We start from the raw sequence: 25751 nt of genomic DNA, 5'->3' as shown, positions 1-25751 counted from the left end.
GAGGCTGTCCCATAAGTCAAAATGATTGACTTATGGGCAGCCCTTTTGAATACAAAAAAATCGCCCCGTTCGTTATAATGTAAGTACCCACACAAACAAAATAAGAAAACGGAGGCGATTCTTTTGAGTAACTCTATAGCTACTTTCATTCATTATAACATGGACCAATTAGTCCTTCCAATGGATTTTAGCGATCTCATCCCCGAAGACCATGTGGCGCGTGTGGTGAATGACATGGTGGAAATGGTGGATGAAGATCTCTTCTACGCCCCATACAAAGGTGGCGGCCGGAGTGCCTACCACCCAAAGATGATGACGAAAATCATTTTGTATGCCTACACGCAAAAATTATATTCGTGTCGCGACATTGCCAAGTCCCTGCGTGAACATCTTCCGATGATGTGGTTGGCCGCTCGTCAAACACCAGATTTCCGCACCATTAATCGTTTTCGCTCGGAACGAATGAAAGACATCATTGAGCCATTGTTTACGTCCCTCATTCAGTTACTGCTCGACCAAAACTACATCACCATGGACAACTACTTTCTCGATGGAACCAAAATCGAGGCGAATGCCAATCGATATACGTTTGTTTGGAAAAAGTCCGTCCAGAAGTATAAGGAGCGGCTACAGGACAAGCTCGAAGAATTATTCGCCCACATTGAAGAGACGATTGATTCCGATAACCAGCAGGTAGAGAATGATCAAGGGGAAAACAAGCGTGTGACTTCTGAACAGTTACGTGAAGCTGTCACTCAAGTGGAAAAACAGGCGAATCAAGCGGAACAAGCCCTTCATGACGAACAAGATCCGGTTCTGAAAAAAGAGAAAAAAGCGGAAGCTCGTCACTGGCGCCAATTACATAAGAAGTTAAACACAGACTATCTGCCACGCTTAGAAAGATACGAAGATCAATTAGCGACATTCGGTGATCGAAATAGTTTCTCCAAAACCGATCGAGATGCCACATTTATGCGTATGAAGGAAGATCATATGAAAAACGGTCAACTGAAACCCGGATATAATGTACAGGCAGGGACCGAAAATCAATTCATTGTCGGTTATTCCATTCATCAACGCCCAACAGATACTCGTTGTTTGATTCCACACCTTCGTATGCTTGAAGAACGCCAACTCCCCTTTCCAAAGAAGCTAATCGCAGACGCTGGTTATGGAAGTGAGCCCAACTATTTATATATCGCTGAAAACGAATGGGATGCCCTCATCCCTTATCATACGATGAGAAAAGAAGAAAGCCGGGTCTATCGGAACGACCCATGGAAGGTACAGAACTGGACGTATTTGGAACATGATGATACCTATATATGCCCAAATAACCGGAGAGTGACTTTTCGATACTACCGCAAACGAACGGATGCCTACGGATACGAACGAGACTTCAAAATATATGAATGTGAAGACTGTACTGGGTGTCCATTCAAGACGGATTGTACAAAAGCGAAAGGCAATCGCCAGATTCACTATAATCCGGTATATGAAGAAGGAAAATCAAAAATGAAACGAGCCCTTGATACGGAAGAAGGCGCAAAGACCTATCGAAAACGGAAAACAGAGGTCGAAAGCGTGTTCGGTCATATCAAGGGCAATCGGTCGTTCCGTCGTTTTCACCTTCGTGGCCTTGACAAGGTGAACATTGAGTTTGGGCTGATCGCAATCGCCCACAACTTCCTGAAACAGGCGAAGACCATCCGCCTGTTTCAGGAAGAGATAAACCGATCATCGGAGACAAAAAGCCTGAAGCGACTTATAAATGTCACTTCAGGCTTTTCTTTTTAAGGGCTTTTGAGACAACCCCTTCCCACCTTAGTAGTAGAGGGGCTCTATTTTTCCACACTTTTCGCACGTTTGATAGGTAGGGCCTTTTTGAAAATGGTGCTCACAGCTCATTTCATGCTGCTTGATCTCCTTTTCGATCCGAGTTGTTTCGTCTTTTAATTGCTCCAGCTTTTTTCGTAGCTCTTGAATAACCAGGATGATCCCTCCTTATCGGTATAGGTTACCTCCCGCTTGTTTAAATTCATCGGCTTTCTCTTCTAACCCTTTTTCAATCGCTTCCTCCGTATCAAGACCCTGTTCTTTCGCATAGGTGCGAATGTCTTGAGAGATTCTCATGCTACAAAATTTTGGACCACACATGGAACAGAAATGAGCGGTTTTTGCTCCCTCAGCCGGTAATGTTTCGTCATGGAATTCCATTGCCCGTTCTGGGTCAAGAGATAAATTAAACTGGTCACGCCATCTGAACTCAAAACGCGCTTTCGATAAAGCGTCATCCCGTTTTTGTGCCCCTGGGTGTCCTTTCGCCAGATCTGCTGCATGGGCTGCGATTTTATACGTGATGACACCTTCCCTTACATCATCTTTATTCGGTAAGCCCAAATGCTCCTTCGGTGTCACGTAACAAAGCATGGCTGTTCCGTACCAGCCGATCATCGCTGCTCCAATCGCTGATGTAATGTGGTCATACCCCGGCGCGATGTCGGTCGTGAGCGGTCCTAACGTATAAAAAGGGGCTTCCTGACAAATGTCTAACTGTTTATCCATATTTTCTTTAATTTGATGCATCGGAACATGTCCTGGACCTTCAACCATCACTTGTACGTCATGCTCCCAGGCGATTTTCGTTAACTCTCCTAGCGTTTCAAGCTCGGCAAACTGCGCTTCATCATTGGCATCAGCGATCGAACCTGGTCTCAGTCCATCCCCTAGGGAGAAGGCGATATCATATGTTTTCATAATCTCGCAAATCTCTTCGAAATGGGTGTATAAAAAGTTTTCTTTATGATGGTACAAACACCACTGCGCCATGATCGAACCACCGCGGGAGACAATGCCTGTCACGCGCTTTGCTGTTAACGGAATGTAGCGAAGTAAAACACCGGCATGGATCGTAAAATAATCGACCCCTTGCTCTGCTTGCTCAATTAACGTATCGCGATACACTTCCCACGTTAAGTCTTCTGCTACTCCGTTTACTTTTTCTAACGCTTGGTAGATCGGTACGGTCCCGACTGGCACAGGAGAATTGCGAATGATCCATTCCCGGGTCGTATGAATGTTTTTCCCTGTCGAAAGGTCCATGATCGTATCGGCTCCCCAGCGCGTAGCCCACGTCATTTTTTCCACTTCTTCAGCAATCGACGATGAAACAGCCGAATTGCCAATATTCGCATTAATCTTAACATGGAAATTCCGCCCGATGATCATCGGTTCGCTTTCTGGATGGTTGATATTGGACGGCAAAATCGCTCGCCCACGTGCAAGTTCATCACGAACAAACTCTGGGGAAACATTTTCACGGATTGCGACAAACTCCATTTCCGGTGTGACAATTCCTTTTTTGGCGTAATGCATTTGTGTCACATTAGCACCTTTTTTTGCTCTTAACGGCTTGTGCGAGCTGGTGCGCGGAAACACTTCTCGCGCCGCGCGTGGATCATCGTCCTTCGTAAAGCCATTGTCTTCTGGACGCACATCCCGTCCTTCATATTTTTCACAGTCACCCCGCTCTAAAATCCATGACTTACGAATCGCAGGCAACCCTTTTTCGATATTCACTTCATAGGATTCATCGGTATAGGGGCCGCTGGAATCGTAGACGAGGATCGGCTCATTTTCCGCTTCGCCGCTATCTGTCACGGTCGGGTGCTGGGAAATTTCGCGAAATGGGACACGGATGTCAGACCTAGAACCTGTAACGTACCGTTTTTGGCTGTTTGGAAATGAGGATTGAATCGATAATTGCTTGAGGTCGATCGTTGATTTGGACATGGAATCTCTCCTTCGCGTGTGTAGTCGTCAGGACAAGATTCTGAATCCATAAAAGGTGGGAATAGGAGTGTATTTTTTTAATAAAATAAGCCAGGGTTTTCGTCATTCAGACGGACCCTGGCATAAAATACATTCGTGTGGTATAACATGATAACTTCCCCACGCTGGTATGATCCAGATCAGGTCCCGAGGGTTTAAAAACTTCATCGCGTTTTTTTCTCAGCCCAGCTCATTGGACTCCCCTAGTTATTTCTATTAAGTTCGAGTTTCATTATAAAGAAACTGAGCGAAAAGGGAAAGGCATTGTTGTCTTTTTAGGAAAATAGACCCATTAGGGCGCATTGTTACCTATTGGCTTCCATTTGTTCTTTTACTTGCTCACGGAGAGCCCGTTTCAAAAATTTTCCGACCGATGTTTTTGGTAGCTCATCCATAAAGATCACCCGGTCTGGAAGCCACCAAGATGGAAACTTCCCTTCTAGAAAGCGACGAATATCTGCTTCAGCTACCGACCCTTTATTTGGATCTTTTAGCACGACACATGCAACTGGGCGTTCTTGCCATTTCGGATCAGGGACGCTAACGACTGCTGCTTCAAAAACATCCTCATGGGCCATGATCGCATTTTCTAAATCAACAGAAGAAATCCATTCGCCCCCACTCTTAATTAAATCCTTCGTTCGATCCACAAGCTTAATGAATCCTTCTTCATCAATCGTCGCCACATCCCCTGTATGGAGCCATCCATCGGCAAAAGCATCTGATACCTCCTCTGCCTTATAATAGTGGTCGGCAATCCAAGGTCCACGGATGAGAAGCTCGCCCATTTCCGCCCCATCAGGTTTAACCTCCCCATTAGGCCCAACGACCTTCACCTCCAATCCTGGGACAACTAACCCTTGCTTTGCCCGTAATTCTAACGTTTCCTCTTCATTCAAATCAGCTTGATAGCTTTTTACCATCGAAACTGTCACAAGAGGACTGGTTTCTGTCATTCCATAAGCATGAAGAAATGGAACGTTGTACTTTTGCTCAAAGGTTTGAATCATGGCTGCTGGTGCGGCAGACCCTCCGCATAAGATGGCACGGAGATGCTCTGTTTGATAAACTCCCGTCTCTAGCTCTCTCAGGAGACCTAACCAAATCGTTGGCACTCCTGCCGCAAGTGTTACCTTTTCTTCATCGATTAGCTCTGCCAGCACTTGTGGCGTAAACTGAGGGCCTGGCATCACCTGTGTTGTGCCAAACCAAGTCGCAGCAAAAGGGAGACCCCACGCATTTACATGGAACATAGGGACGACTGGCATGAGCACGTCTTTTTCTGACAATCCTGCGGTATCAGCAAGTCCTAATGCCATGCTGTGCAAATAAATTCCCCGATGGCTGTAAACAACCCCTTTTGGTTTTCCAGTTGTAGCTGAGGTGTAGCAAATTCCTGCCGGAGATGTCTCATCGATCGACTGAACAAACTCGAAGGAAGGGTCCCCTTTCGCGATGAACTCTTCATACGAGAAAACATTCGGCCAATCGACTTCCGGAAGCTCACCATCAGACATCAAAACAAACGCTTCAACTGACGAGAGTTGATCACGGAGCTGGGCAATGAGCGGCCAAACATCTGCATCGACGAAAAGCACCCGGTCTTCGGCATGGTTGATCACATAGGCAATATGATCTTGAGAGAGACGTAAATTAATCGTATGGAGCACGGCGCCAATCCCTGGTATGGCGAAATACGCCTCCAAATGTCGATGTGTGTTCCATGCAAAGGTCCCTATTCGATCTCCTTTCTTAATGCCAAATTGGGCCAGAGCCGATGCCAATCTTCTCGTTCGTTCCCCAATTTGCTGATACGTTAAGCTCTTTTTTCCGTTAAGCGTTCGGCTAATGACTTGTTTTGTAGGAAAATAACGTTCTGCTCGTTCAATGAAATGAGAGAGTAAAAGTGGTGAGTTCATCATATTCGTCAGCCCCTTCCAAAAAATAAATGACAGAAAATCGCGTTAGATCTTGCGGCTATTGACAAATACGACAGCCGGTGATCAATTCCTTTTTTTATTTGTAAAGGCTTTCATATTTTTTGTCGACATTCCCATTCAGTATTTTGATTAATTGCATTCACGAACTGTAAAAAAACACAGTGAAGGACCCTTCATTGTGGTTATAGAACATAATGGATTTGAGGCCAACACAATGCTTTTGACACAAACGTTGATGTTCTTACTCTGTTCTTCATTCAACGTTTACTTTGTCTTTCTTGTTTCTCAAAAATCGTGTAGAAGGAGTCTTAGCCCCAGTAAAACCGGTTAAAACAGCTAATCCGAGTAACAGCAGTAATACTCCTCCCCATGCGATAAAGGATAAAGCTTCACCCACAAGAAATACACCTAGTAAAGCTGCAGTGAGTGGTTCTGCTAATGCGAGAGTAACGGCAGTTGATGATGCAACGCCTGTCAACCCGCGGGTAAAGAGTAAATAAGCGATCGCTGTAGCGACGATTCCGAGATGAAGCACAACGAAAATTCCGCGAAACTCTGTGAGCCAAGATAAATCGTAGAGAAAAAAGAGTGGCACTAAAAATAGTGCACTTAAGGAAAAGACAACAGCGACTACCGCTTCAGACGGTTGCTGTTGAAGAAGCTCCTTACTCGCAGCCGTATAAACGGCAAAGGACAATCCAGCCCCGATGGCTAGTAAGAATCCTACCGGTGAGACTGTCACCTCTTCGCCTGGCAGTGTCAACAGAAGACAGCCGGCGATTGCTAAAATGGTGGCGATTCCCCATGTCGGACCAGGAGGTTTGCGCTGGATTACCCAATCGAGTAACCCGGCAATGATCGGCGCACTCCCAATTGCCACCACTGTTCCAACCGCAACACCGGTGATCGATACGGCTGAAAAGAAAAAGGGCTGATACGCAGCCATGCTAAGAGCTGCGATAAAAGTAGGGAGGACTGGCCATCCTCGAAGCTGGAATTTTCCCTGGGCCATCAAGAATATAAATAACGACAGTCCCCCGACAGCAAGTCGACTTGCTCCAATGATAATCGGATGGGCCTCAGCCGGAGCAAATACTTGAGCCGTACCGGTTGTCCCCCACATCATAGCGGCTATTAATATAAAAATGATCGACAGTGAATGTTTCACAATTTTCCCCTTCCGTTCTATCGCTGACTTTTAAAAATATTGTAATCGATCTGGAAGGGATAATCGGTGCTTATTTTTAGATGAATGTTTGCCATTTTTAAGATCTTTTTTACTCTCTATTCTTCTTCGCTGTTCGGAATCGCACCCTCTGCTGAAATATATCCTGCTCCGTATACGTTTGGATCCCTATCCGCCCAACGATCCGTACCTTCCATTAGCCTCGTTTTCACTTCATCAGGTGTTAAGTTTGGCTCATGTTGAAGCATAAGTGCCACAACTCCTGCACAAACGGGTGTCGCCATCGATGTACCTGACATCATCGTATAGTGGGAGCCGACACGACTTCCTTTTTGAATTTTGTCATAAAATGAATTTGGTGACCGAAGCGATACGATGTTCACACCTGGCGCGAGAATGTCCGGCTTAGGTTTACCGTAAATCGTAGGGCCTCTACTTGAAAATGGGGCAACATCATCATCCTCTCGATCGGTTGTATCTCGGTCATCAAGGGCACCAACTGTGATCACCTTTTCACTCACCCCAGGACTGGCAATCGTCTGTGCATCTGGACCGCTATTTCCAGCAGCGACACATACAGTAATCCCAGCGTTCCACGCCTCTTCCACAATGCGAACCATTGGATCTTCCTGCTCGTTTTCGTACGGAAGTGCTTGCCCACCTAGAGACATGCTGATGATATGAATCGGATCGTCTGGGTGTTTTTCGTTATATTGAATACACCACTCCACTCCTTGCATAATCGATTCAAGAGATCCCATTCCTTGCTTATTTAAAACTTTGACACCAATGACATTAGCCTCTGGGGCTGGGCCGCGATACTGACCATCAGAGCTTGCTCCGTTACCTGCTGCGTCTCCAGCGCAATGAGTTCCGTGACCATTGTCATCGTATGGCTCTTCCCGTTGGTTGACAAAATCAACAAAAGCTTTAATTCTACCTTCTAAGTCTTCATGGGGATAGATTCCTGTATCGATGACAGCAATCGTCACGTCTTTTCCAGTTAACGTTTCCCCGTTGCGAATCACTTCAAATGCTTGAGCAGATTCAACTGCTGTATCAAGCAGTGCATGAACCTCTCGATTTAAATAGATTTTTCGAATATCTTTGCACACGAGCATCTCTTGCAATGACTCTGGCGTGACGTTGGCGCTAACACAGCGGATTTTCGAGAATGAATGGCGAAGCTGACACTTTTGATGCTTTTTCAACACATGCTCCACCGTCATGGAGCCTTGATCAAAACACCCTTGATTCAATTCAACAATCACCGAATAGGTTTTACGTTTCAGCAACATTTTTTCAAAAACGCTGTGAAAGAAGCATGGTGTCCATTTAAATGGTTTATACATGCTCAGCATTTGTTCTCTCAACGGTTTATCTAATTTATGAGCATTGGAGCGGACAGTCTGTACCATGGAATATCCAAACATCTTAATTCCTCCTATCATCCGTGGTTTTAACAATCTATGATTGGAGGGAGACAAGCGTAAAGATGTTTGTCCCTTCTCTATGAAAAAAGGCGAATTCCATAGAGAAGGGGATGGTTAAAAACTCCTGCTTCCTACATGCTCCATGCCTGTATGTTCTTACAGCGCAAAAAAGAAAAGTGACCACCCTAGTGGATGCTCACTCCATAAAACAATAGTATGCTACTTAAATCTTTCGACATGAATCCCTCTCGATGAGGGTGACGGGAATTTTCACAGAAAGGCTTTGCTTTTCATTTTCATTAATTTGATCCAACAAAAGATTTGCCGCCGTTTTCCCGATCAGATCTGTATTTTGACGAATCGTCGTCAAAGCAGGAGCCGTATAACGGATCATCTGAATATCGTCAAAACCGACAATAGAAAAATCTTCAGGGACGCTAAGACCGTGCTTTCGGATCGTGTCAATCGCTCCTAAAGCCATTAAATCTCCTGCTGCGTAAACAGCGGTTGGTCGCACACGGTTACGAAGAAGGGCCTCCATCGCTCGCTGTCCTCCTTCATAAGTAAAAAAGCCACCATCAACAATAAACTCATCAGAAATGGAGAGGTTAAGTTTTTGAATCGCATCTTTAAATCCTTTTAACCGTTGGACGCCAACGAAAAGCCCTTGATCACCGGAGATGTGAGCGATTGATCGATGGCCTAAGCTAACCAAGTAATCCACTGCTAGTTCGCTTCCATACTCATTATCACTATAAACGGCACTAGAGCCTTTACTATCTAAGTCAATGACAACGGACGGAATGTCTGCTTTCATCAGTTTTTCGACTTCAGGATCATTTAATAAAGAGCAAACAACAACAATCCCGTCCACCCCGCGATAGCGGAAATGCTCTAAATAGGTCTTCGCTTCATTACCAATTTGATTGGACGCAAATAACAAATCATATCCGAAGCGTTCGACATTTTTCTTAAAATTTTCGATCACCGAGCTAAAGAAAGGATGCTCCATCCCCACTCCTGCCTTCTCTACGAATACGACACCGATCGTCCACGATTTTTTCGTCGTTAGCATGCGCGCGCTAGAGCTCGGAAAATACCCCATTTCTGTAACCGCATCCATTACTTTTTTTCTTGCTTTGTCACTAACATCTGTATAATTGTTCAACACTTTTGAGACAGTCGTGATGGAATAACCGGTCTTTTTTGCTATATCATAAATGGTCGCCATGTTTGATCTCCTTTTGTGCGAAAACCCTTTCGAACCCATTCTATTTCACGTCTCTATATGTGTCAATCATAAAGTAAGGCACTCACGACCAATATACTGTCCTTAACTAGCATATTTCTTTATAAATGTCGTGAGATTTTGACTCATCCACACATAGGAAATCACACTCACTCCTACGACAAGAAATACTTTCGGTAAAAAGATGGCAAGCAAAACATAGGCGACGAGCCAAATGAATTGCATCACCGTTTTTAGTGGATGAACAAACACAAGACCAATTGCTGCTTTCACATATTGGATGGTCTTCATCTCAAAATGAGCCATGATCGAAAATAAATTGATGAAGGCTAAAGTCATAATAGCCGCAAAGAAAAACACGACGAGGTAAATAAAAAATTGAACATCCTTCTCATAAAAATAAGTCGCAAATGCTGCATTCACATAAAGGACATAAAAGCCTAATCCAAAGAAAAGTCCGAGGACATTCGAGCGAACAAACGCCGTTTTGTAAGCGTCGAAAAAGGCAGGCACGAGCTGAAGTTCTTGATCTCTCCTCAACTTTGCACGAATGACAGAAAACAAGGCGACCGTTGCGGGCATGACACCGAAAACCCCTAAACCTAGCAAAGAACCTAGCAACCAGAGGAGATTTAACACGGTGAAAAAATAAACCGCATGGGCGAATTGAACCATCTTTTGATTGATCATTGTAACCCCTCGCTTTTCTTTTTTTCAGACTTAGCTTTTCACTGCCCCTTCAGACAGACTGTCGATAAACAGTCGATTGAACAAGAGAAAGACGATAATTAGCGGGACAGTAGCCCAAAATGTTCCTGACATGATCATCCCATAATCCATTTGCCTTGCATCGTTTAACGATCGTAAGGCCACTTGCAACGTATGCATGGAAGGATCACGCAGGACGACGAGCGGCCAGAGGAAATCGTTCCATACTTGCATAAAGACGATGATTCCTAGCGTAGCGAATGCAGGGAGAATCATGGGAACGACAATGTTCCAATAAATTCTAAAGGTTGAGCACCCATCCATTCGTGCCGCTTCTATTAATTCAGTCGGCACCCCTTCTTTAATATATTGCCTCATCCAAAAAATCCCGAATGCATTAATTAATCCAGGGACAATGATGGCGCGATAATCGTTCAGCCAGCCAAGTTCCGTAATAATGTAATATTGAGGAATCAGCCCCAATTGAGGCGGGACCATCATCGTAATCAAAATAAAGACGAACAGTACATTTTTCCCTTTGAACGCAAGCTTCGCAAACGCATAGCCCGCGAGTGAGCAAAGAAATAACGTTCCGATCGTGACCGATGTAGACACGACAAGGGAGTTCCACATTGCACCAAAGAAGTCGATGTTGTCAAGTACTTTTTGGAAATTGTTCACCAAGTCTCGCCCTGGGGTAAAAGGTGGAGGTACTTGATTGATCTCACGGTTCAGCCGCGTTGCCATAACAAACATATAGTAAAACGGAAATAGCGAGGCAAGCGACGCGATAAGTAAAAACAGGTAGACGGCCAGTTTTTTTATCGAAAATCGAGGGCTCCCTACTTCTTTCTCTTTCGTTCGATCCACTTTTGTTCCCTCCTCACATCACTTTTTTTGAACGGCCAATCCGATTCGTAATGAGCAAATTGATCGCCGTAAGGGTAATAATAATGAAAAATAAAACAATCGCTGCAGCAGAAGCTGTTCCAAAGGCATTAAGCACAAACGCATCTCGCCATAAGTACGCAACCATTGTGATCCCTTCTTCTCGCAGGCCGCGCCCTAAAAAGATTAACGGCTCCGTAAATAGCTGCAAGCTTCCTATCGTTGCCGTAAACACCACAAACAAAATAAACGGCTTTAGCATCGGTACCGTAATGAGGCGAATTTGCTGCCCAATGGTGGCACCGTCAATTTTCGCCGCTTCATAAAGCTCCTTTGGAATGCTTTGCATTCCTGCCAAAAAGATAATCGTGTTGTACCCAACCCAGCGCCAAAACACCATGGTCGCAATCGCGATTTTTACCGGCCAGTATTCCTGACTCCAGCGGACCGGATCCATATTAAATAAACTTAATACATAGTTCGCAAGCCCGAACGGCTGATTATTAAACACGAGGCCGAAAATAATCGCCACAGCGACGATCGACGTAATGTAAGGTAAAAAAACAAGCGTCCGAAATGTATGCTGAAATCGAATCAACGCGGAATTCAACGCGAACGCGAGTAAAATACCGACGATAATTTGCGGTAACGTCCCGAGAATTCCAATAATGAACGTATTTTTGATGGCAGAAAAAAACGTCGGATCATTAAAAATAAGTTGAAAATTGGCTAAACCCACATAGCTCATTGGGTTCAGACCGTCCCACCTGAAAAATGACAAGTAAAAACTGAAGATCATTGGAAACAAACCGAAAACTGCAAACAGAATAAAAAAGGGTGAGATGAACGCATACGCTGATAGTGCCGTCCGTCTTTCTTCTGTTAACCATCGTTCCTTCGCCGAGTGTGCCAACGAATTTCCTCCTTCCTTTGTGGAGCGAAGGGAGAGAAGAATCCCTCTCCCTTCAACTGCCACCTATTGACGATTTAAAACATCTTGAATCCGTTTTATCGCTGCCTCCCACTCGTCATCTGGCTCTGAGCCCGCGGCAACATTATCGATTGCTTGTTTGATTTCCTCATCTATTGGATAATAGTTTCTTCCTTTATAAACAGGCTCGACAGCTTGTGCTGCTTCAGAAAATATTTGTGCTGTTTTCAATCCACCAAAATACGCATCTTCATAATCCATAAATTCTGACATCTCGTAAACGGCTGGAGCTGATGGGAACAGTCCATAGTCTAAAAATGACTTTAATTGTTGCTCAGGTGCAGTTAACCACTCGACAAATTTGTACGCCTCTTCAGGATGCTCTGATTCCGCTGGAATTGCTACATATGAGCCTCCCCAGTTTCCAGCACCTTCAGGCATAGTGGAGATCGACCAAACACCTTCTTCTGGTTCATTGTCTTTAATAACTCCTTGCATCCATGCAGGCGCTAACATCGTTGCATACGAGCCATCGCCCATACCAGCAAACCATTCTGGCGTCCAAAGAGGAATATCACCAATAACACCTTTGTCAAGCAAACGAGCGGTATAGTCGAAAGCGTCACGAATGTGCTCGTGGTCTTCAATGATCAACTGATCTTCTTCATTAAAGTATTGTTGTTTTGCTTGATCACGCTTTGCGTTATAAATTAACTCTGCGCCATCTGCCATTTGCTTGCCTGTTTTCTCATAAATCTCGTCTGCCACGCGTTCAAAATCATCCCAAGTTGCGACGAGCTCACTTACAGCCTCTGGCGATGAATCAAAGCCGGCTTCTTCAAACACATCGGCACGGTAATACATGACCGTCGGTCCAATGTCTGTTGGTAATCCAAACATAAAGGTCCCATCTGCATTCTCGCCTCGTCTCCAAACCCAATCTAAGTATTGATCTTGTACATTCTCCGCACCGAATTCATACAAATTGTGAAACGCTTGTTCTGCGTTACGATAACGTTCCATTTGCGCTTCTTCAATCATCGTAATATCTGGTGCTCCACTTCCAGCAGATATGGATGTAAATAAATTATCATGAAGGTCATTCATGTCACTGTTTTGTAGGTTAATCTTCACATGAGGATTTTCTTCTTCGTACTCGGCAATGAGTTTGTCATAACCTGTGTTTCCAAACTCCCAAAACACTAATTCGACTTGATCTTCACTAGTAGGCGACTCAGGATCGTTGTCTGACGCTTGCTGACCATTACAACCAACGAGCAAGAGTGCTGAAACAAAACCAACGCTAAGCAATTTCATCTTTTTCATCGTTTTTCCCCCTTCATTCTTTTAGCATAGAATCCTAAATAATCGATTTTTCTCATTTCACCTCCTTTCATGCGATCACAAAACCTAAAGCGCTTTCGCAAACCATTAAAGTAAGTTGAATCTTGAGAAAAAATGGTCGCTTGCTGCTATAAATCAATTAACCTCTTAAAGTTCAAAGAACTGATTGGCAATCATTTGTTTATACCAATAGAAACTATCCTTCTTCGTCCGTTCTAACGTTCGATAATTGACGTGAACGATGCCAAACCTCATACTGTAGCCCTCGGCCCATTCAAAATTATCGAGCAATGACCACGCCATGTATCCTTTAATATTGACACCTGACTCCATGCTACGCTTTAGTGCCGTCAAATGCTGTCTCAAGTAGCGGATTCGTCCCTCATCCTTCACTTGCCCATTCACAGGCTCATCATTGTAACAAGACCCATTTTCCGTAATATAAATCGGAATTTGACCATATTGCTCAGTTATATAGGACAACACTTTGTAAAAGCCTTCAGGATAAATGTTCCAGCCAATATCCGTTTTCTCATACCCTGCGTCTACTTTTTCTAGATCAAATAGTCCTTCGTTCTCCTTGTAGCGGGCAACACTTCCTGTATAATAGTTAATTCCTAAAAAATCAATTGGTTGCTGAATCGTCTCCATATCTCCAGCCTCAATGGGTACGGTTATCCCTTTCTTCTCAAACCATTCGACTAAGAAAGATGGGTAAGCTCCCTTGAAGACAGGATCCATAAACCATTCGATAAACCAACCATTTCCCCGTTTGCAAGCTTCCGCGTCTTCCCTTTGATTGCTGAAAGGCTCATTCCATTCCACATTTGGCGCGTATCCGATTTGTCCATTAAGCCCCATTTTTCGATACGACTGAACCGCTTTTCCATGAGCAACTAGAAGATGGTGGGCCACATTTGCCGCTAACTGGAGATCGGTATTCCCAGGTGCATGGACACCGATGTAATTTGAAAGGAAAGAAACGCACCACGGTTCATTAAAGGTAATCCAGTGGTCGATTTTATCCCCGAACTCTTCGAACATAATCTCAGCATAACAGACAAAAGCATCGATCGTGTCGCGATTATCCCATCCGCCTTTTTCTTGCAATGCTTGCGGCAAATCCCAATGGTAGAGAGTACACATCGGTTGAATCCCGTTTTCGGTTAAACGATCAACAAGTCGATGGTAATAATCTAATCCTTCACGTGACACCTCCCCTGTACCATTCGGAAAAATTCGCGGCCAAGCAACAGAGAAGCGATACATATCCACGCCTAAATCCTTCATTATCTCAATATCTTCTTCATATCGATGATAGCTATCACAAGCCACATCTCCATTGTCACCGTTCTTTACTTTCCCTGGAGTTTTCGCAAAGACGTCCCATATTGAAGCGCCTCTACCTCCAGCATTGATTGCTCCTTCAATTTGATAGGAAGCGGTTGCCACTCCCCATTTCATTTCTTTCGGAAATTGAATGATCGACACGTTAAAACTCCTCTCCACCAAATAACTAAAGCGCTTTCGAAAAAGATTCTAGTAATATCTCTATGATTGCCATAGAGACAGAGAATTTATATAATAAATAATGAAACCGCTTTCGTAAATTATTGTAGTCGTTTTTCTTTCCCTTGGCAAGAGTTTTTTTTATTTTCCGTAAAATACTTTTTCTTAGTTCAAGTCATGTGAAAAAGCATAGCCTTCCTTTAATGGCTACGCTTTTCGAACGATTCTTCTGACAAATCAATGATCATTTTTTCATCAAGGAATTCACTTTTTGAATAAAGTAAAATCTCAAACGTAACGTCCGATAGATCCTCAGGTATGTTCGAAAATTCCATCGATATTTCTAACGGCAAACTTATAAAATCTTGATAAGTAAACCGCTCTAATTGTGCTTCTGGAATTTCCTGACCATTTCGTTCAAGGTGAATGATTGAATTGGTTGTAAATGAGTAATTGTTTAATCTTCTAACTTTATCAGCTAGCTTAACGCTCGCAGAAATATCAATATGATGAAAAGGCCGCTCTATGTTTTCTTCGAACGTAAAGACAAACGTTGAAAATCGCTCACCTGATAAGCGGCTCACCTGAATGTCAGAGTTTAAAAATGAAAAAGTCGTCTCTTCCCCTTCATGTAATGTAAGCTTTTGTTCAAAAAAGACCTCTTTTAAGATTTCTGCCATTGTCATCTTTATGATTAATTGATCTGGAATGTCGTCGTACAATGGCGGAAAAACTAAATAGGAATCCCACACTTCTTGAGTAAAAAGAGATGTTTCAAACGGAGTCAATGGATCGATCGCTTCCACTTCTTTCCCATTTTGATCGATCATCTTAGGCGAGAAGGAAGCGAAATGAGTATCGTTGATTTCTGAATAATAATGGATAAAGGTAGCTGTCGGAGCAAATATCACTTCATCAATAAACCAATCTTGATCGATGATGGTTGTTTTTTCATCTACCTGCTTGATGACAGTAGGTGATTTTTCTACAGGAATCTCAAAATGCCACTCACCATAAACAACATGAGACTCCCAATCACCCGATGCATCCCAATTATGTACAAATAGATCTCGTATTTCTAAAGAGAGGTATCCTTCATCTGCATGGATCGGCTGCAAATAAAAATCCCCTTCATATGTGGCATTTGCTTCGTCGACATGAGTGGACTGTTGCTGCCAGAAACCCATGGAGCTTGTTACCCTCTCTCGCTCAGAAATAAAGCTGATCATAAACATATTCAACGAGCAACGTTTGAGGTACAGAGCACGATCCGATGACAGCCACAGAAGGCTCAACCTTTTCAATAATCTGAAGTTGACGTTTCAACAGTTTACTGTAAGAAATACCCAATACATCGGCAGCTTGCTCAATGGGAAGCTTAAAAATGTGAACAGCACCAATTAGGTAGTTGCTTGAGTAAAGGGTCTTTCGGTTTACGACTAAATCGTTTGCAATCATGGATGAAGCGTTGAATGGTTGTAGCTGTAAGATCTCGTTGATCGAAAATATGGCTTTTTTTCAGCCATTTATAATGAGCAAGCAGCGTACGCTCAATGCTCTCCTCATCGCCGAACAGGGATGCTGCTTGATAATAACGTAACAAGTGAGATTCAAACAGATTTAGATGATGTGAAGGAGTTTCCATCTCGTTCCTCCCTCTTGGTTATTTCCGCTCGGACGGTGCACTCAAATGTTCATGAATTAACAACCACTCTCCATGCTTAACCTTCGTAAATACATTGGTGGCTCGACCACTGCCTGTCACATGTTTCCCGTTCATAATCCCTTCATAATGAAACGTATAAATACATGTAGCATTGTCATCCCCTGTCGTTAGCCAATATACATTATGAGCAGAGTAAATTTCATCTTGAACGGTATTCCAAGCGTGCTCGAAATAAGCTCGAATTTGTTCCATCGTTGTACATGTTTCGTCTGTAAACCAATAGACGGCGTGAGGGTGCAGGCACTTTTCAACTTCCTCAAACCGATGGGTATTAGTTGCAGTAATATATGCCTTTAGTGCATTTTCAAAAGCTGACACATTTATCTCTCCTCATAGTTATAAAATCCGTTTACTGAATTTTTTCTTGTTCAAGTAGCATCATTCAAAAATGAATGCTTCTCGTCCTTCTTTTACCGGAAGTAATATTTCGAATGTCGAGCCTTCACCCAGCTGGGAAACAACATTGATCGTTCCTCCATGGTTTTTAATGATTCGATAACAAATCGATAATCCTAATCCTAATCCATCATCTTTCGTTGTGAAGAACGGGTTAAATAATTGATTTAATTGGTCTTCGCTCATTCCACATCCTTCATCTTGGACTTTGATTGAGAACATGCCATTCCCTAAATCTTTTCCGGTCTCTACTCGAATGGCTCCCCCGCGCTCCATCGCATCCATCGCGTTCGTTAGGAGATTGATCAACACTTGCTTCATTTGACTTGCATCTACTAGTAATTCATCCGTTTCATCAATCGAATGATTTACTTCCATTTGAACATTATGTAAAGATCCTTGACTTTCCATAAAGCGAATTACTTGCTCAACAAGAGTATGTAGACTCGTTTTCTTTAACTCTGGCGGCTCCGGCTTTGAGACGATCACAAAATCATTTACGAGCTTGCGAACTCGCTCCAGCTCATCTGACATGATTCGTAAGTATTGCTTCACCTTTTCATCTAAATGGCTTTCATTTTTTAATAGATTCACGAAACCAATAATCGGTGTTAACGGATTCCGTATTTCATGGGCAAGCCCAGCACTCAGTCGACCAATCGCAGAGAATTTCTCATTTTGAATTACTTGCTGTTCTAGTTCTACACGATCCGTGATATCACGAAATTGGCCATAAGCACCAATAAATTCTTGATTTTTTCCGTAGATTGGTGATACGTCCATCGTAATATACTTCATCTTATTTTCAATGTTTATAAAGTTTAAATCCATGTTGTCAATGCGTTGTTTCTTCCTCACGGCTAACTCAACATATTCGCCAAATGGCTGAACCTCGCGAACCTTCTTCCCTAACATATCCTCACGATCAATGGCAAACAACTCTTCCGCGCTATGGTTGCACTCGGTTATCTTGCCTTCTTTATCCGTAATAACAATTCCGTTTCTCGACGTTGTGACCATAATTTGATTCAGGCTTTCCAACTTGCGATTTTGTACCCGTAGCTTAAATTCTCGCTCAATCCCATCAACGACTGAAGATAACAGACCACTATGTAGCGGACTGGCATTTTCCACGCTTGTCATAATCCCGATTGTTCCCTTTTGAGGTTCATTATACCAATTAACTGTACTAAATAAGCAGCTTGTACATGAAAAGTTGTGCATACTTTCAAAGAAGTGTTCCTTTCCTTTGACTTGGAACGTCTTCTCATATGTAAGCGCTAAGTCTACAGCATTCGTTCCTGCTCCCTTTTCCGTAAAGGCCAATCCTGGCTTTAATCCGAGCTCTTCTTGAAAAAAGGCTTCCCCCGTTACATCAAGGACGACACGTTCATGATCGGTGACGATAATCAATGTAGGGATCCCTTTCAAATACAAAAGAAGCTTATCAACAAAAGGTTTCGTAATCTCTAAAAACTCTTTGTATTGTGCTTGCCTATGTTCAAGAATTTGTGTTGGATAATATGGATCAAGGCTTGGAAGTTCTTTTGGGTTTAGTCCGTATTCATAACGGCAGCGGTATTTTGAGTTAAAAATGTATAACGGCTCAAAATGCAATGATTCCACCACATACACTCCCTCCGTTTGCTTCCTATGTAGCAACTATTCTCTTTAACGGCTGTCAAATCCTGCAAAAGTACATAAGACGAAAGACGGAATTTTTCATGATGGCAAAAACAAGTGAATGATGTCAAACATTTGTAGCATACTAGCGTAAAATGACTAGGAGGGGTTCGATGCCACTCGTTCGTACGTTCATTCTCACATTCCTTGTTTTCTTGCTTGTTCATCATCTATTTTTCTCTTAAATGTAAGGTTTGTCAACAGATGTCATTCGACTTATGGTGATATTGGTGGTGTGCATTTGCATTCTCTTGCATGATCTAGTAGAATGTAAAACTGTATGTTTTTTTGGTTTCTTTAATGTTTGTGGGAATTAATAGAAAGGAGTATTTCATGTTTTTGCTTGCTCAAGAGGAGGAATTGAAAGACGCGAAAGAATTAAAAGAAGATTTAGAGGATCTAGAGTTTCAAATGTTTCGTATGCGTGAAAATGTAAAGGAAATTGCCAAAAAGTCTAAAGTGATAGGAATTGAGCCTACAAAGGGAGCGGAATGGGTCATCGTCTATTTACATGATGATGGCTACCAATGTAAGGTAATGTTAACATCCTGCGATTCAGCTTTTGATGGCACGTGGGATTTTTCAATCATGGCTAGCTATAAGGATGAAGATCACCTTCACATTGGTGACATTAAAGGACCAGAAAATCAAGGGTACGGATCGATTTGCATGAAATATTTAAAAGAGATCGCCTACGAACAAAATATCCGTTATGTGACAGGAGATATCGCAAAGCGGGACTGGGATCATCTTGATCGCCTCATCCACTTTTACGAAAAGCATCATTTCGATGTGAACATTGATACAGAAAAACAAGCTGGTGACATTGTTTGGCAGCCAGCCTAACTACAAAAGGTGATGGCATTTGATCAGTTAAAGATCGTTGGTGTAACCATAGAGGCTTACTTCTATCCGGTCCGTTAGTTCTGCAAAAAATAGAAAAAAGTCCGCCTATGTTTAAGCGGACTTCATTCCTTATTTTTCGTATGGAATGCCGATCAGCTCAGAAACCGTCACAAACTCAAAGCCTTGCTCCTGTAATGTGGGGATGATTTGTCTCAAGGCTTCAATCGTCTGAGTCCGATCACCGTCAGCCTCTGCACCATCATGCATCAGTACGATAGACCCGGGCTGGGCACTGCTAATCACTGAAAAAGCGACTTCCTCAGCAGGGCGCTCGCGCCAATCTAACGTATCGATAGACCAAGCGACAACCGTGTTGTTTAATTCGGCTAACTTCTCCACAAGTTCGTTGTATAAAAACCCGTAAGGCGCTCGAAAAAAGCGTGGTCTGTACCCAACGAGGTTTTGAATAATGGCCTCCGTTTGAAGCACCTCCTGTTCAAGGAGAGCAACATCATCCTCCACCACAAAATTAGGATGGGAATAGGAGTGATTCCCAATCACATGCCCTTCGGCTGCCATCCGTGTTACAAGGTCTGGAAAACGTTCCGCACGCCGGCCCATCACAAAAAACGTTGCCGGAACGTTGTACTCTTGTAGTACATCTAGCACCTGCGGCGTGAAACGAGGGTCAGGACCGTCATCAAAGGTTAATGCGATACGGTTCGCCGTTGTAGGTCCAGCGAGCACAACCGTATCAGGGTAACGTTGCTGTAAAACTACATTCGACACCGGTATGCGCTGAGTCATTTCAGCACCACCTTCAGGATCAGGTATTTGTCTTTCCTCGGCACGTTTAAACCAATTTACTCCGTGGTCGTTTGCAAACGCCATTCCTACTGGCAGCAGGAAGAATAACAATAAACAAACAACCGCTAGTAAGATTTTTCTATATGTTTTCATGACAACTGTCCTCCTTTCTACACTTCATCGAGCGCCTCTTTTCCTCTCGGTGGGATCACGCCTTTTTCACGCTGGCCCGTTTCGTTAAACTCTTCTGTAAACTGAGAGCCTGGATGATCGTCTTCCATATGAACTTCTAAAGGCTCGTCTCGATTCGTTTCACGTTTTTTCATGGTCACTACCTCCTTTTGCTTGTTGTTGTAACGCCATAGAGATCATTTCTTTGACCATTTGGCCCCCGATTCGTCCTCCGACTTTACCAGCTTCATTGGAACTTAATTTGCCGTTATACCCTTTCGTTAGAGGAACACCGAGCTCTCGCGCTACTTCATACTTCACATCATTAGATGTCTGATATCCTTGCGTTGCCATTACGTCTTGCTTCAATTGATTTAATGCTTCGCGGGCTTCTGGAACGAGAGGACGTCGTCGTCTTGCCATAGAACCAACTCCTTTCCATCTCATGTCATATATAGCAGTTAACAAATGCAACAGTTATAGCATTTGCAGATGATTGGCAAATCTTACACGTTTTTTATAAGAAAGACAGTGAGTGATGCTAAATCGAGTTCTTTTCGTCCAAAGTAGAGGGGGCTCGCTTAACCTCTGCCAGGTAGCAGGAATATGAACATAACGAAAAACGGCCCTTCTCCTATTGAGGAAGGCCGTTTTCCCCTTATCGATCTCGGCAAGCAACATAAACATAATCAGGTGGTAATACATGAGAGATGGAAACTGGGTGCTCATAGACCCGATCGAACAATGTTTCAAGTTCATGAAGGAAGCTCTCAGATGGTGAAGCACTCCAAAATGACACAGCACCGCCAACGCTTACCCGCTCGCGAACAAGTTCGAGACCTGTTTTCCCATACAAGCTGGCGTTTTGCTTATGGACCATCCAATCTGGTCCGTTATCCGTATCTAGACAAATGAGATCGTACGTCCGTTCGTTCGTACGTAGCCATTGTTGAATGTCGGAAATAATGATCGCCGTCCGTTCATGCTCTAGAGCTTGATTGGAGAAAGGATAAAGGTAACGATATTGCCATTCCACTACAGAAGGCTCGATTTCAACGACGTGAACTTGAACGTGATCGTTTAGGTGCACCGCTTCATCAGCTGTGATTCCGACACCTAGCCCACCAATCAACACGCTATGAACTGCATTTTTCATATGCTGAGCCCCAAGGGTTACCATTTCTCGCTCGGATCGTCCATTTTCTGTAGACATGAGAAACACGCCATTGCTAATAATTTCATAGCTACTGCTTCGTTTTTGCAGCTGAATGTCGTCACCAAACACGCTTTGTCGACGGTCAATGACTTCGACTTGTCCCATCACATATCCCTCCTACATTTGGAAGCGCTTATCTTTTATCATACCAAATTTTTGTAATGATTCGCAAAAACTCTGTTGGGGGCAAGCCGAAATGTTATCTGCTAACTTTTCAGTCATCAATTTGAAATTATCGGTAAACACAACAAAAAAAACGCAGACTTTTAAAAAAAGACTGCGCGTTGATAACATTCATGTTATTCGTTCCAAAGCTCCACTCGCTCTCGTACGAGCTCAGTATAAGCCTTTTCAGCTTCTTCTACCCCTGCTTCCTCAAGGTCGTTCATAAACGCATCCCAGATGTCATCAAAATCGTCTGGTGAGGCAAGAATCGCTTCAGGGATTCGCTTTTTCACAATATCTAGACATCTTTGCATAATCAGCTCTAATTGTGATCCAGACTCTACTGGGATGTTATATGCCGCACCCCACGGTTTAACAGGGAATTCCTCTTTCGTGGGATACAAATCCTTCCACATCTCCACATCGTAATTCGCTAAAACCTCTTTTTCAACGTCAGTGTAAGCTTCAATAATTTGATCTGGACTTACAATCGTATACGTCTGTCCCGTCGAATCAGTCACTCCGTCACCGTATGATGGAGCAAATCCTTTTAATACACCGATTCCAGTGTCCCTTACGTAATTTGCAGAGTTATTACGTCTATCCATTTCCTCTTCAGGAATGACACGCTCTCCGTCAATCACCTCATAATGTTCTCCATCTATCCCCCAATTTTGCAATATTTGCCCTTCTTCAGATGCTAAGAAATCGATAAATTTGATCGCGCGCACAGGATCTTCACAATCGATGGAAATGCCGATGCCCCAGCCGCCAAGATAACCTGTGTCTTGGAAGTTCGGATGCTTATACTCTTCTGAGAGCGTGACAGGATACATACCAAACATCCGTTCATGCTTTCCTTCTTCCCTTAGAGCCCGCTGTGCATCAGCGACTTGCCAATCTGCATCAATCGCTCCTAGGACTCGACCTGATGAGATTTTCGCTAAATATTGATCATAGCTTTGAACGAAGCTCTCTGGATCAAGCAAGCCGCTATCATTCATATGGTTTAACCAACGGAAATAGTCTTTTTCCTCCGGACGACGATAGTGCATCGTGGCTTCATACGTATCAGGGTCAATGTAAAACTCACCATCATCTGGAGCACCTGTTGCATAAAAAGCGGGATTGGTCGTAGAAATTAAGATTCGCCAGTCATCTGCAAGTAACGATAAGCCAATCGTTGGCTGTCCATCAACCTCAGGATACATTTCTAAATAGTCACGAATGGCTTGCTCAAAATCATCAACTGTTCGAATGTCCGGGTACCCTAACTCCCTTACGACGTCATGTTGAAGCATAAACCCGTTGCCTGGCTCCCAATACGTATGGTCCACAGGTGATGTCGGTAAAATGTAAATCGACGGATCCTCTGTGCTCCATTTTAATCGATCGAGATAATCTCCATAAATTTTTTGCAAGTTAGGTGCATGCTCCTCAATTAAATCCGTAAGGTCAATAAATGCCCCTGCATCGACCAGTATGCTGGCCGAACCTTTCGGCAAAATAAAATCAGGGTAGTCACCGCTTGCCGCCATAAGCGGGATCTTTTGTTCTCCTCCAGCTACATCAAATTCCGCCTCTAATGTAATTCCTGTCGCTTCCACAACTTTTTGACTCACTGGGCTGTCCATATTGTCCCATTGGGAATGGGGATCGGCGCTAAATAGCGTAAAAGTGACAGGCTCATCCGAGCTTTCCTGTCCCTCTGTTGAGGTCTCTTGACTACACCCTGCCAAAACGATGATCATCGCAAGCAATAAGCCACTTAATAATCGGAAGTTTATGTTCAATTTCAGTTCCCCTTTCGCTTGTTAACTCTTCACTGCACCTAGCGTCATACCTTTGACGAAAAAGCGTTGGACAAACGGATACACGAGCAAAATCGGAATGATTGTTATCATCGAGATCGCCATTTTTATCGATTCAGGGGACACAGTCCTACTATGATCTTCACCAGATGTTCCCCTAAACGCGTTCGCATCGGAGGCGCTCATCGTTGTGTTCTGTAGAATTTTCATTAGTTCGTACTGCAATGTCGTCAAATTCGGGTTGGAACTATTATAAAGGTACGTGTCAAACCAAGCATTCCACTGACTAACGGCCACAAATAAGGCGATGGTTGCCAAAACAGGCGTACATAGAGGGAGGATAATTCGCCAGAAAATCGTAAAATCATTCGCCCCATCGATTTTCGCTGACTCCTGTAGGGAATATGGCAAGCCATCCATAAATGAACGAACGATAATAATATGGAATGCATTGACCATCCCTGGCAAAACGTACACCCAAAACGTATTAATTAAATTTAACTCACGGATGAGCATATAGCCAGGGATTAACCCACCTGAAAAATAAAGGGTAAGGACGATAATCGTCGAGACAAATTTCCGCCCTTGAAAATCTCCTCGGCTTAGGGTAAAGGCCACCATCGCCGACGAAAGGACCCCAAGCACCGTACCGATCACTGTCCGTAAAACCGAATTAATAAACCCGGTCACAAGGTGGTCGTACTCGAAAATAACTCGATAGTTTTCTAATGTAAACTCCCGTGGCCAAATGTAGATTCCTCCCCGAACTGTATCGACCGAATCGTTGAGCGAAATCGCAAGAACATTTAAAAAAGGGTACAGTGTGACAAGTAAGACCATCGTTAAAAAAAGGTAATTGCACCAATCAAATAGTCGATCCCCCCATTTGCCTGTCATATCTTTCCGCCTCCTACATTACGCTTTGATTCGTGAACCGTTTAAAAATGCCATTCGCTAAAAACAACAAAATGATACAGACAACGGAATTAAAAATACCAATCGCTGTTCCATAGGAATAGCGTCCAAGTCCCAAGCCATAGTTTAATGCATATAAATCCAGAACCTCAGAATAGTCAACGACCAACGGATTTCCGAGTAAAAATTGCTTCTCAAATCCGATCGCCATCAAATGCCCAATCGATAAAATCAAGATGACGAGTATGGTTGGCCGAATTCCCGGTAAAGTGATGTGCCAAATTTGTCGCCAACGGCTCGCACCATCAACTTTCGCTGCTTCATAAAGCTGTGGGTCAATTCCGGCCATTGCCGCTAGAAAAATGATTGAGTTCCATCCCATTTCCTTCCACAAGTCAGATAACGTAACGATGACCCAAAACCATTCACCCTTGGCCATAAACTGCACGGGTTGATCAACGAACCCAAACGCCATGAGCAGTTGATTCACGATGCCACCATCGATCGAAAGCATTTTCGTAACAATCCCAGCCACAACGACCCATGAGACAAAGTGAGGCAAATAAGAAACCGTTTGAACTGTACGCTTAAATACTGCGTGTCTTACTTCGTTCAATAAAACCGCAAATAGGATTGGCATCGTAAAGCCTACAATAAGTCCCATGATGCTCATCGCCAACGTATTACGTAAAACTAAATAAAAGCGATCATCTTGAAATAACTCGATAAAATGTTGCAAACCGACCCACTCTTGTTCAAAAAAAGATAAACCCGGCCGGAAATTTTGAAACGCCATCGTCCATCCCCAAAGGGGAAAATAATGAAACACTAAAACCCAAGCAACGAAAGGAAGTGACATTAAATACAAATATTTTTGCTGCTTCAACGTTGTAAGGATCTTTTTTCGGCGCTGCACTCGAATCTTTGAATGCGCTTTCTCTTTTACGGTTTCCAAATAACCCCCCCTCTCTGATACTTTTATCATAACGAAAACCG

At 43.4% G+C, this 25751-nt stretch carries 23 protein-coding genes and 1 riboswitch; of the genes, 2 read left to right on the top strand and 21 right to left on the bottom strand.

The window, feature by feature from the left end:
* Positions 1-159: 159 nt before the first annotated feature.
* Positions 160-1797 (top strand): IS1182 family transposase, encoded by a 1638-nt coding sequence (locus FED51_RS10230; protein WP_138091084.1) that lies wholly within the window; start codon positions 160-162, stop codon positions 1795-1797.
* Positions 1798-2004: 207 nt separating this feature from the next.
* Here FED51_RS10230 and thiC read toward each other — a convergent pair whose 3' ends face one another.
* The 14 genes from thiC to FED51_RS10160 form a co-directional block, all read right to left on the bottom strand.
* Entirely contained in the window at positions 2005-3792 is a 1788-nt protein-coding gene (gene thiC / locus FED51_RS10225; RefSeq protein WP_010898092.1) for a phosphomethylpyrimidine synthase ThiC, read from the bottom strand.
* Between the two features lie 139 nt (positions 3793-3931).
* Positions 3932-4046: riboswitch (TPP riboswitch) on the bottom strand.
* Between the two features lie 90 nt (positions 4047-4136).
* Positions 4137-5753: a long-chain fatty acid--CoA ligase gene (locus FED51_RS10220; protein ID WP_053431199.1), complete on the bottom strand. Its 1617-nt coding sequence runs from the start codon at positions 5751-5753 to the stop codon at positions 4137-4139.
* A gap of 271 nt (positions 5754-6024) precedes the next feature.
* Positions 6025-6939: an EamA family transporter gene (locus FED51_RS10215; RefSeq protein ID WP_083445532.1), complete on the bottom strand. Its 915-nt coding sequence runs from the start codon at positions 6937-6939 to the stop codon at positions 6025-6027.
* A 116-nt stretch (positions 6940-7055) separates the two neighbouring features.
* Positions 7056-8390: a S8 family peptidase gene (locus FED51_RS10210; RefSeq protein ID WP_053431200.1), complete on the bottom strand. Its 1335-nt coding sequence runs from the start codon at positions 8388-8390 to the stop codon at positions 7056-7058.
* Positions 8391-8613: 223 nt separating this feature from the next.
* Positions 8614-9621, bottom strand: a complete 1008-nt coding sequence (locus tag FED51_RS10205) for a LacI family DNA-binding transcriptional regulator (protein WP_053431201.1) — start codon at positions 9619-9621, stop codon at positions 8614-8616.
* A gap of 102 nt (positions 9622-9723) precedes the next feature.
* Complete coding sequence (locus FED51_RS10200; protein ID WP_053431202.1) at positions 9724-10329, bottom strand: YesL family protein; 606 nt, start codon at positions 10327-10329, stop codon at positions 9724-9726.
* 30 nt (positions 10330-10359) lie between these two features.
* Positions 10360-11217 (bottom strand): carbohydrate ABC transporter permease, encoded by an 858-nt coding sequence (locus FED51_RS10195; RefSeq protein WP_010898086.1) that lies wholly within the window; start codon positions 11215-11217, stop codon positions 10360-10362.
* A gap of 13 nt (positions 11218-11230) precedes the next feature.
* Entirely contained in the window at positions 11231-12148 is a 918-nt protein-coding gene (locus FED51_RS10190; protein WP_053431203.1) for a carbohydrate ABC transporter permease, read from the bottom strand.
* Positions 12149-12211: 63 nt separating this feature from the next.
* Positions 12212-13492: an ABC transporter substrate-binding protein gene (locus FED51_RS10185; RefSeq protein WP_053431204.1), complete on the bottom strand. Its 1281-nt coding sequence runs from the start codon at positions 13490-13492 to the stop codon at positions 12212-12214.
* Between the two features lie 165 nt (positions 13493-13657).
* Entirely contained in the window at positions 13658-15001 is a 1344-nt protein-coding gene (locus FED51_RS10180; RefSeq protein WP_053431205.1) for a GH1 family beta-glucosidase, read from the bottom strand.
* Between the two features lie 218 nt (positions 15002-15219).
* Positions 15220-16206 carry a hypothetical protein gene (locus tag FED51_RS10175; RefSeq protein WP_053431206.1) on the bottom strand — a complete coding sequence of 329 codons (987 nt, stop codon included), beginning with the start codon at positions 16204-16206 and terminating at the stop codon, positions 15220-15222.
* A 191-nt stretch (positions 16207-16397) separates the two neighbouring features.
* The gene (locus FED51_RS10170) at positions 16398-16664 is read right to left on the bottom strand and encodes a hypothetical protein (RefSeq protein WP_134229730.1); all 267 of its coding nucleotides are present in this window, start codon (positions 16662-16664) and stop codon (positions 16398-16400) included.
* Positions 16665-16682: 18 nt separating this feature from the next.
* Positions 16683-17063, bottom strand: coding sequence for a YybH family protein (locus FED51_RS10165; protein WP_053431208.1), 381 nt, complete (start codon positions 17061-17063; stop codon positions 16683-16685).
* A gap of 60 nt (positions 17064-17123) precedes the next feature.
* On the bottom strand, positions 17124-18767 hold the full coding sequence (locus FED51_RS10160; protein WP_138090467.1) for an ATP-binding protein: 1644 nt from the start codon (positions 18765-18767) through the stop codon (positions 17124-17126).
* A 390-nt stretch (positions 18768-19157) separates the two neighbouring features.
* Between FED51_RS10160 and FED51_RS10155 the strand changes: the two genes are divergently transcribed.
* Complete coding sequence (locus FED51_RS10155; RefSeq protein ID WP_010898078.1) at positions 19158-19670, top strand: GNAT family protein; 513 nt, start codon at positions 19158-19160, stop codon at positions 19668-19670.
* Positions 19671-19799: 129 nt separating this feature from the next.
* Here the strand turns inward: FED51_RS10155 and FED51_RS10150 are convergent, their stop codons facing one another.
* The 7 genes from FED51_RS10150 to FED51_RS10125 all read right to left on the bottom strand — a co-directional run bounded on the left by FED51_RS10150 (position 19800) and on the right by FED51_RS10125 (position 25710).
* Complete coding sequence (locus tag FED51_RS10150) at positions 19800-20630, bottom strand: polysaccharide deacetylase family protein (RefSeq protein ID WP_053431210.1); 831 nt, start codon at positions 20628-20630, stop codon at positions 19800-19802.
* A 17-nt stretch (positions 20631-20647) separates the two neighbouring features.
* Positions 20648-20803: a hypothetical protein gene (locus tag FED51_RS21125; RefSeq protein WP_166740073.1), complete on the bottom strand. Its 156-nt coding sequence runs from the start codon at positions 20801-20803 to the stop codon at positions 20648-20650.
* On the bottom strand, positions 20790-21071 hold the full coding sequence (locus FED51_RS10145) for an alpha/beta-type small acid-soluble spore protein (protein WP_010898075.1): 282 nt from the start codon (positions 21069-21071) through the stop codon (positions 20790-20792). Before FED51_RS10145 ends, FED51_RS21125 begins: the two co-directional genes overlap by 14 nt.
* Before the next feature lie 235 nt (positions 21072-21306).
* Complete coding sequence (locus tag FED51_RS10140; protein WP_053431211.1) at positions 21307-21969, bottom strand: spermine/spermidine synthase domain-containing protein; 663 nt, start codon at positions 21967-21969, stop codon at positions 21307-21309.
* A 194-nt stretch (positions 21970-22163) separates the two neighbouring features.
* Positions 22164-23780 (bottom strand): ABC transporter substrate-binding protein, encoded by a 1617-nt coding sequence (locus FED51_RS10135; RefSeq protein ID WP_053431979.1) that lies wholly within the window; start codon positions 23778-23780, stop codon positions 22164-22166.
* Positions 23781-23843: 63 nt separating this feature from the next.
* Positions 23844-24737: a carbohydrate ABC transporter permease gene (locus FED51_RS10130; protein ID WP_053431212.1), complete on the bottom strand. Its 894-nt coding sequence runs from the start codon at positions 24735-24737 to the stop codon at positions 23844-23846.
* Between the two features lie 13 nt (positions 24738-24750).
* Entirely contained in the window at positions 24751-25710 is a 960-nt protein-coding gene (locus FED51_RS10125) for an ABC transporter permease (protein WP_053431213.1), read from the bottom strand.
* Positions 25711-25751 lie beyond the last annotated feature (41 nt).

Origin of the sequence: Halalkalibacterium halodurans (assembly GCF_005671335.1) — a bacterium.
Taxonomy (GTDB): domain Bacteria; phylum Bacillota; class Bacilli; order Bacillales; family Bacillaceae_D; genus Halalkalibacterium; species Halalkalibacterium halodurans.
Note: the sequence above shows the minus strand (reverse complement) of the source record. Positions and strands in the feature narration are given on the sequence as shown.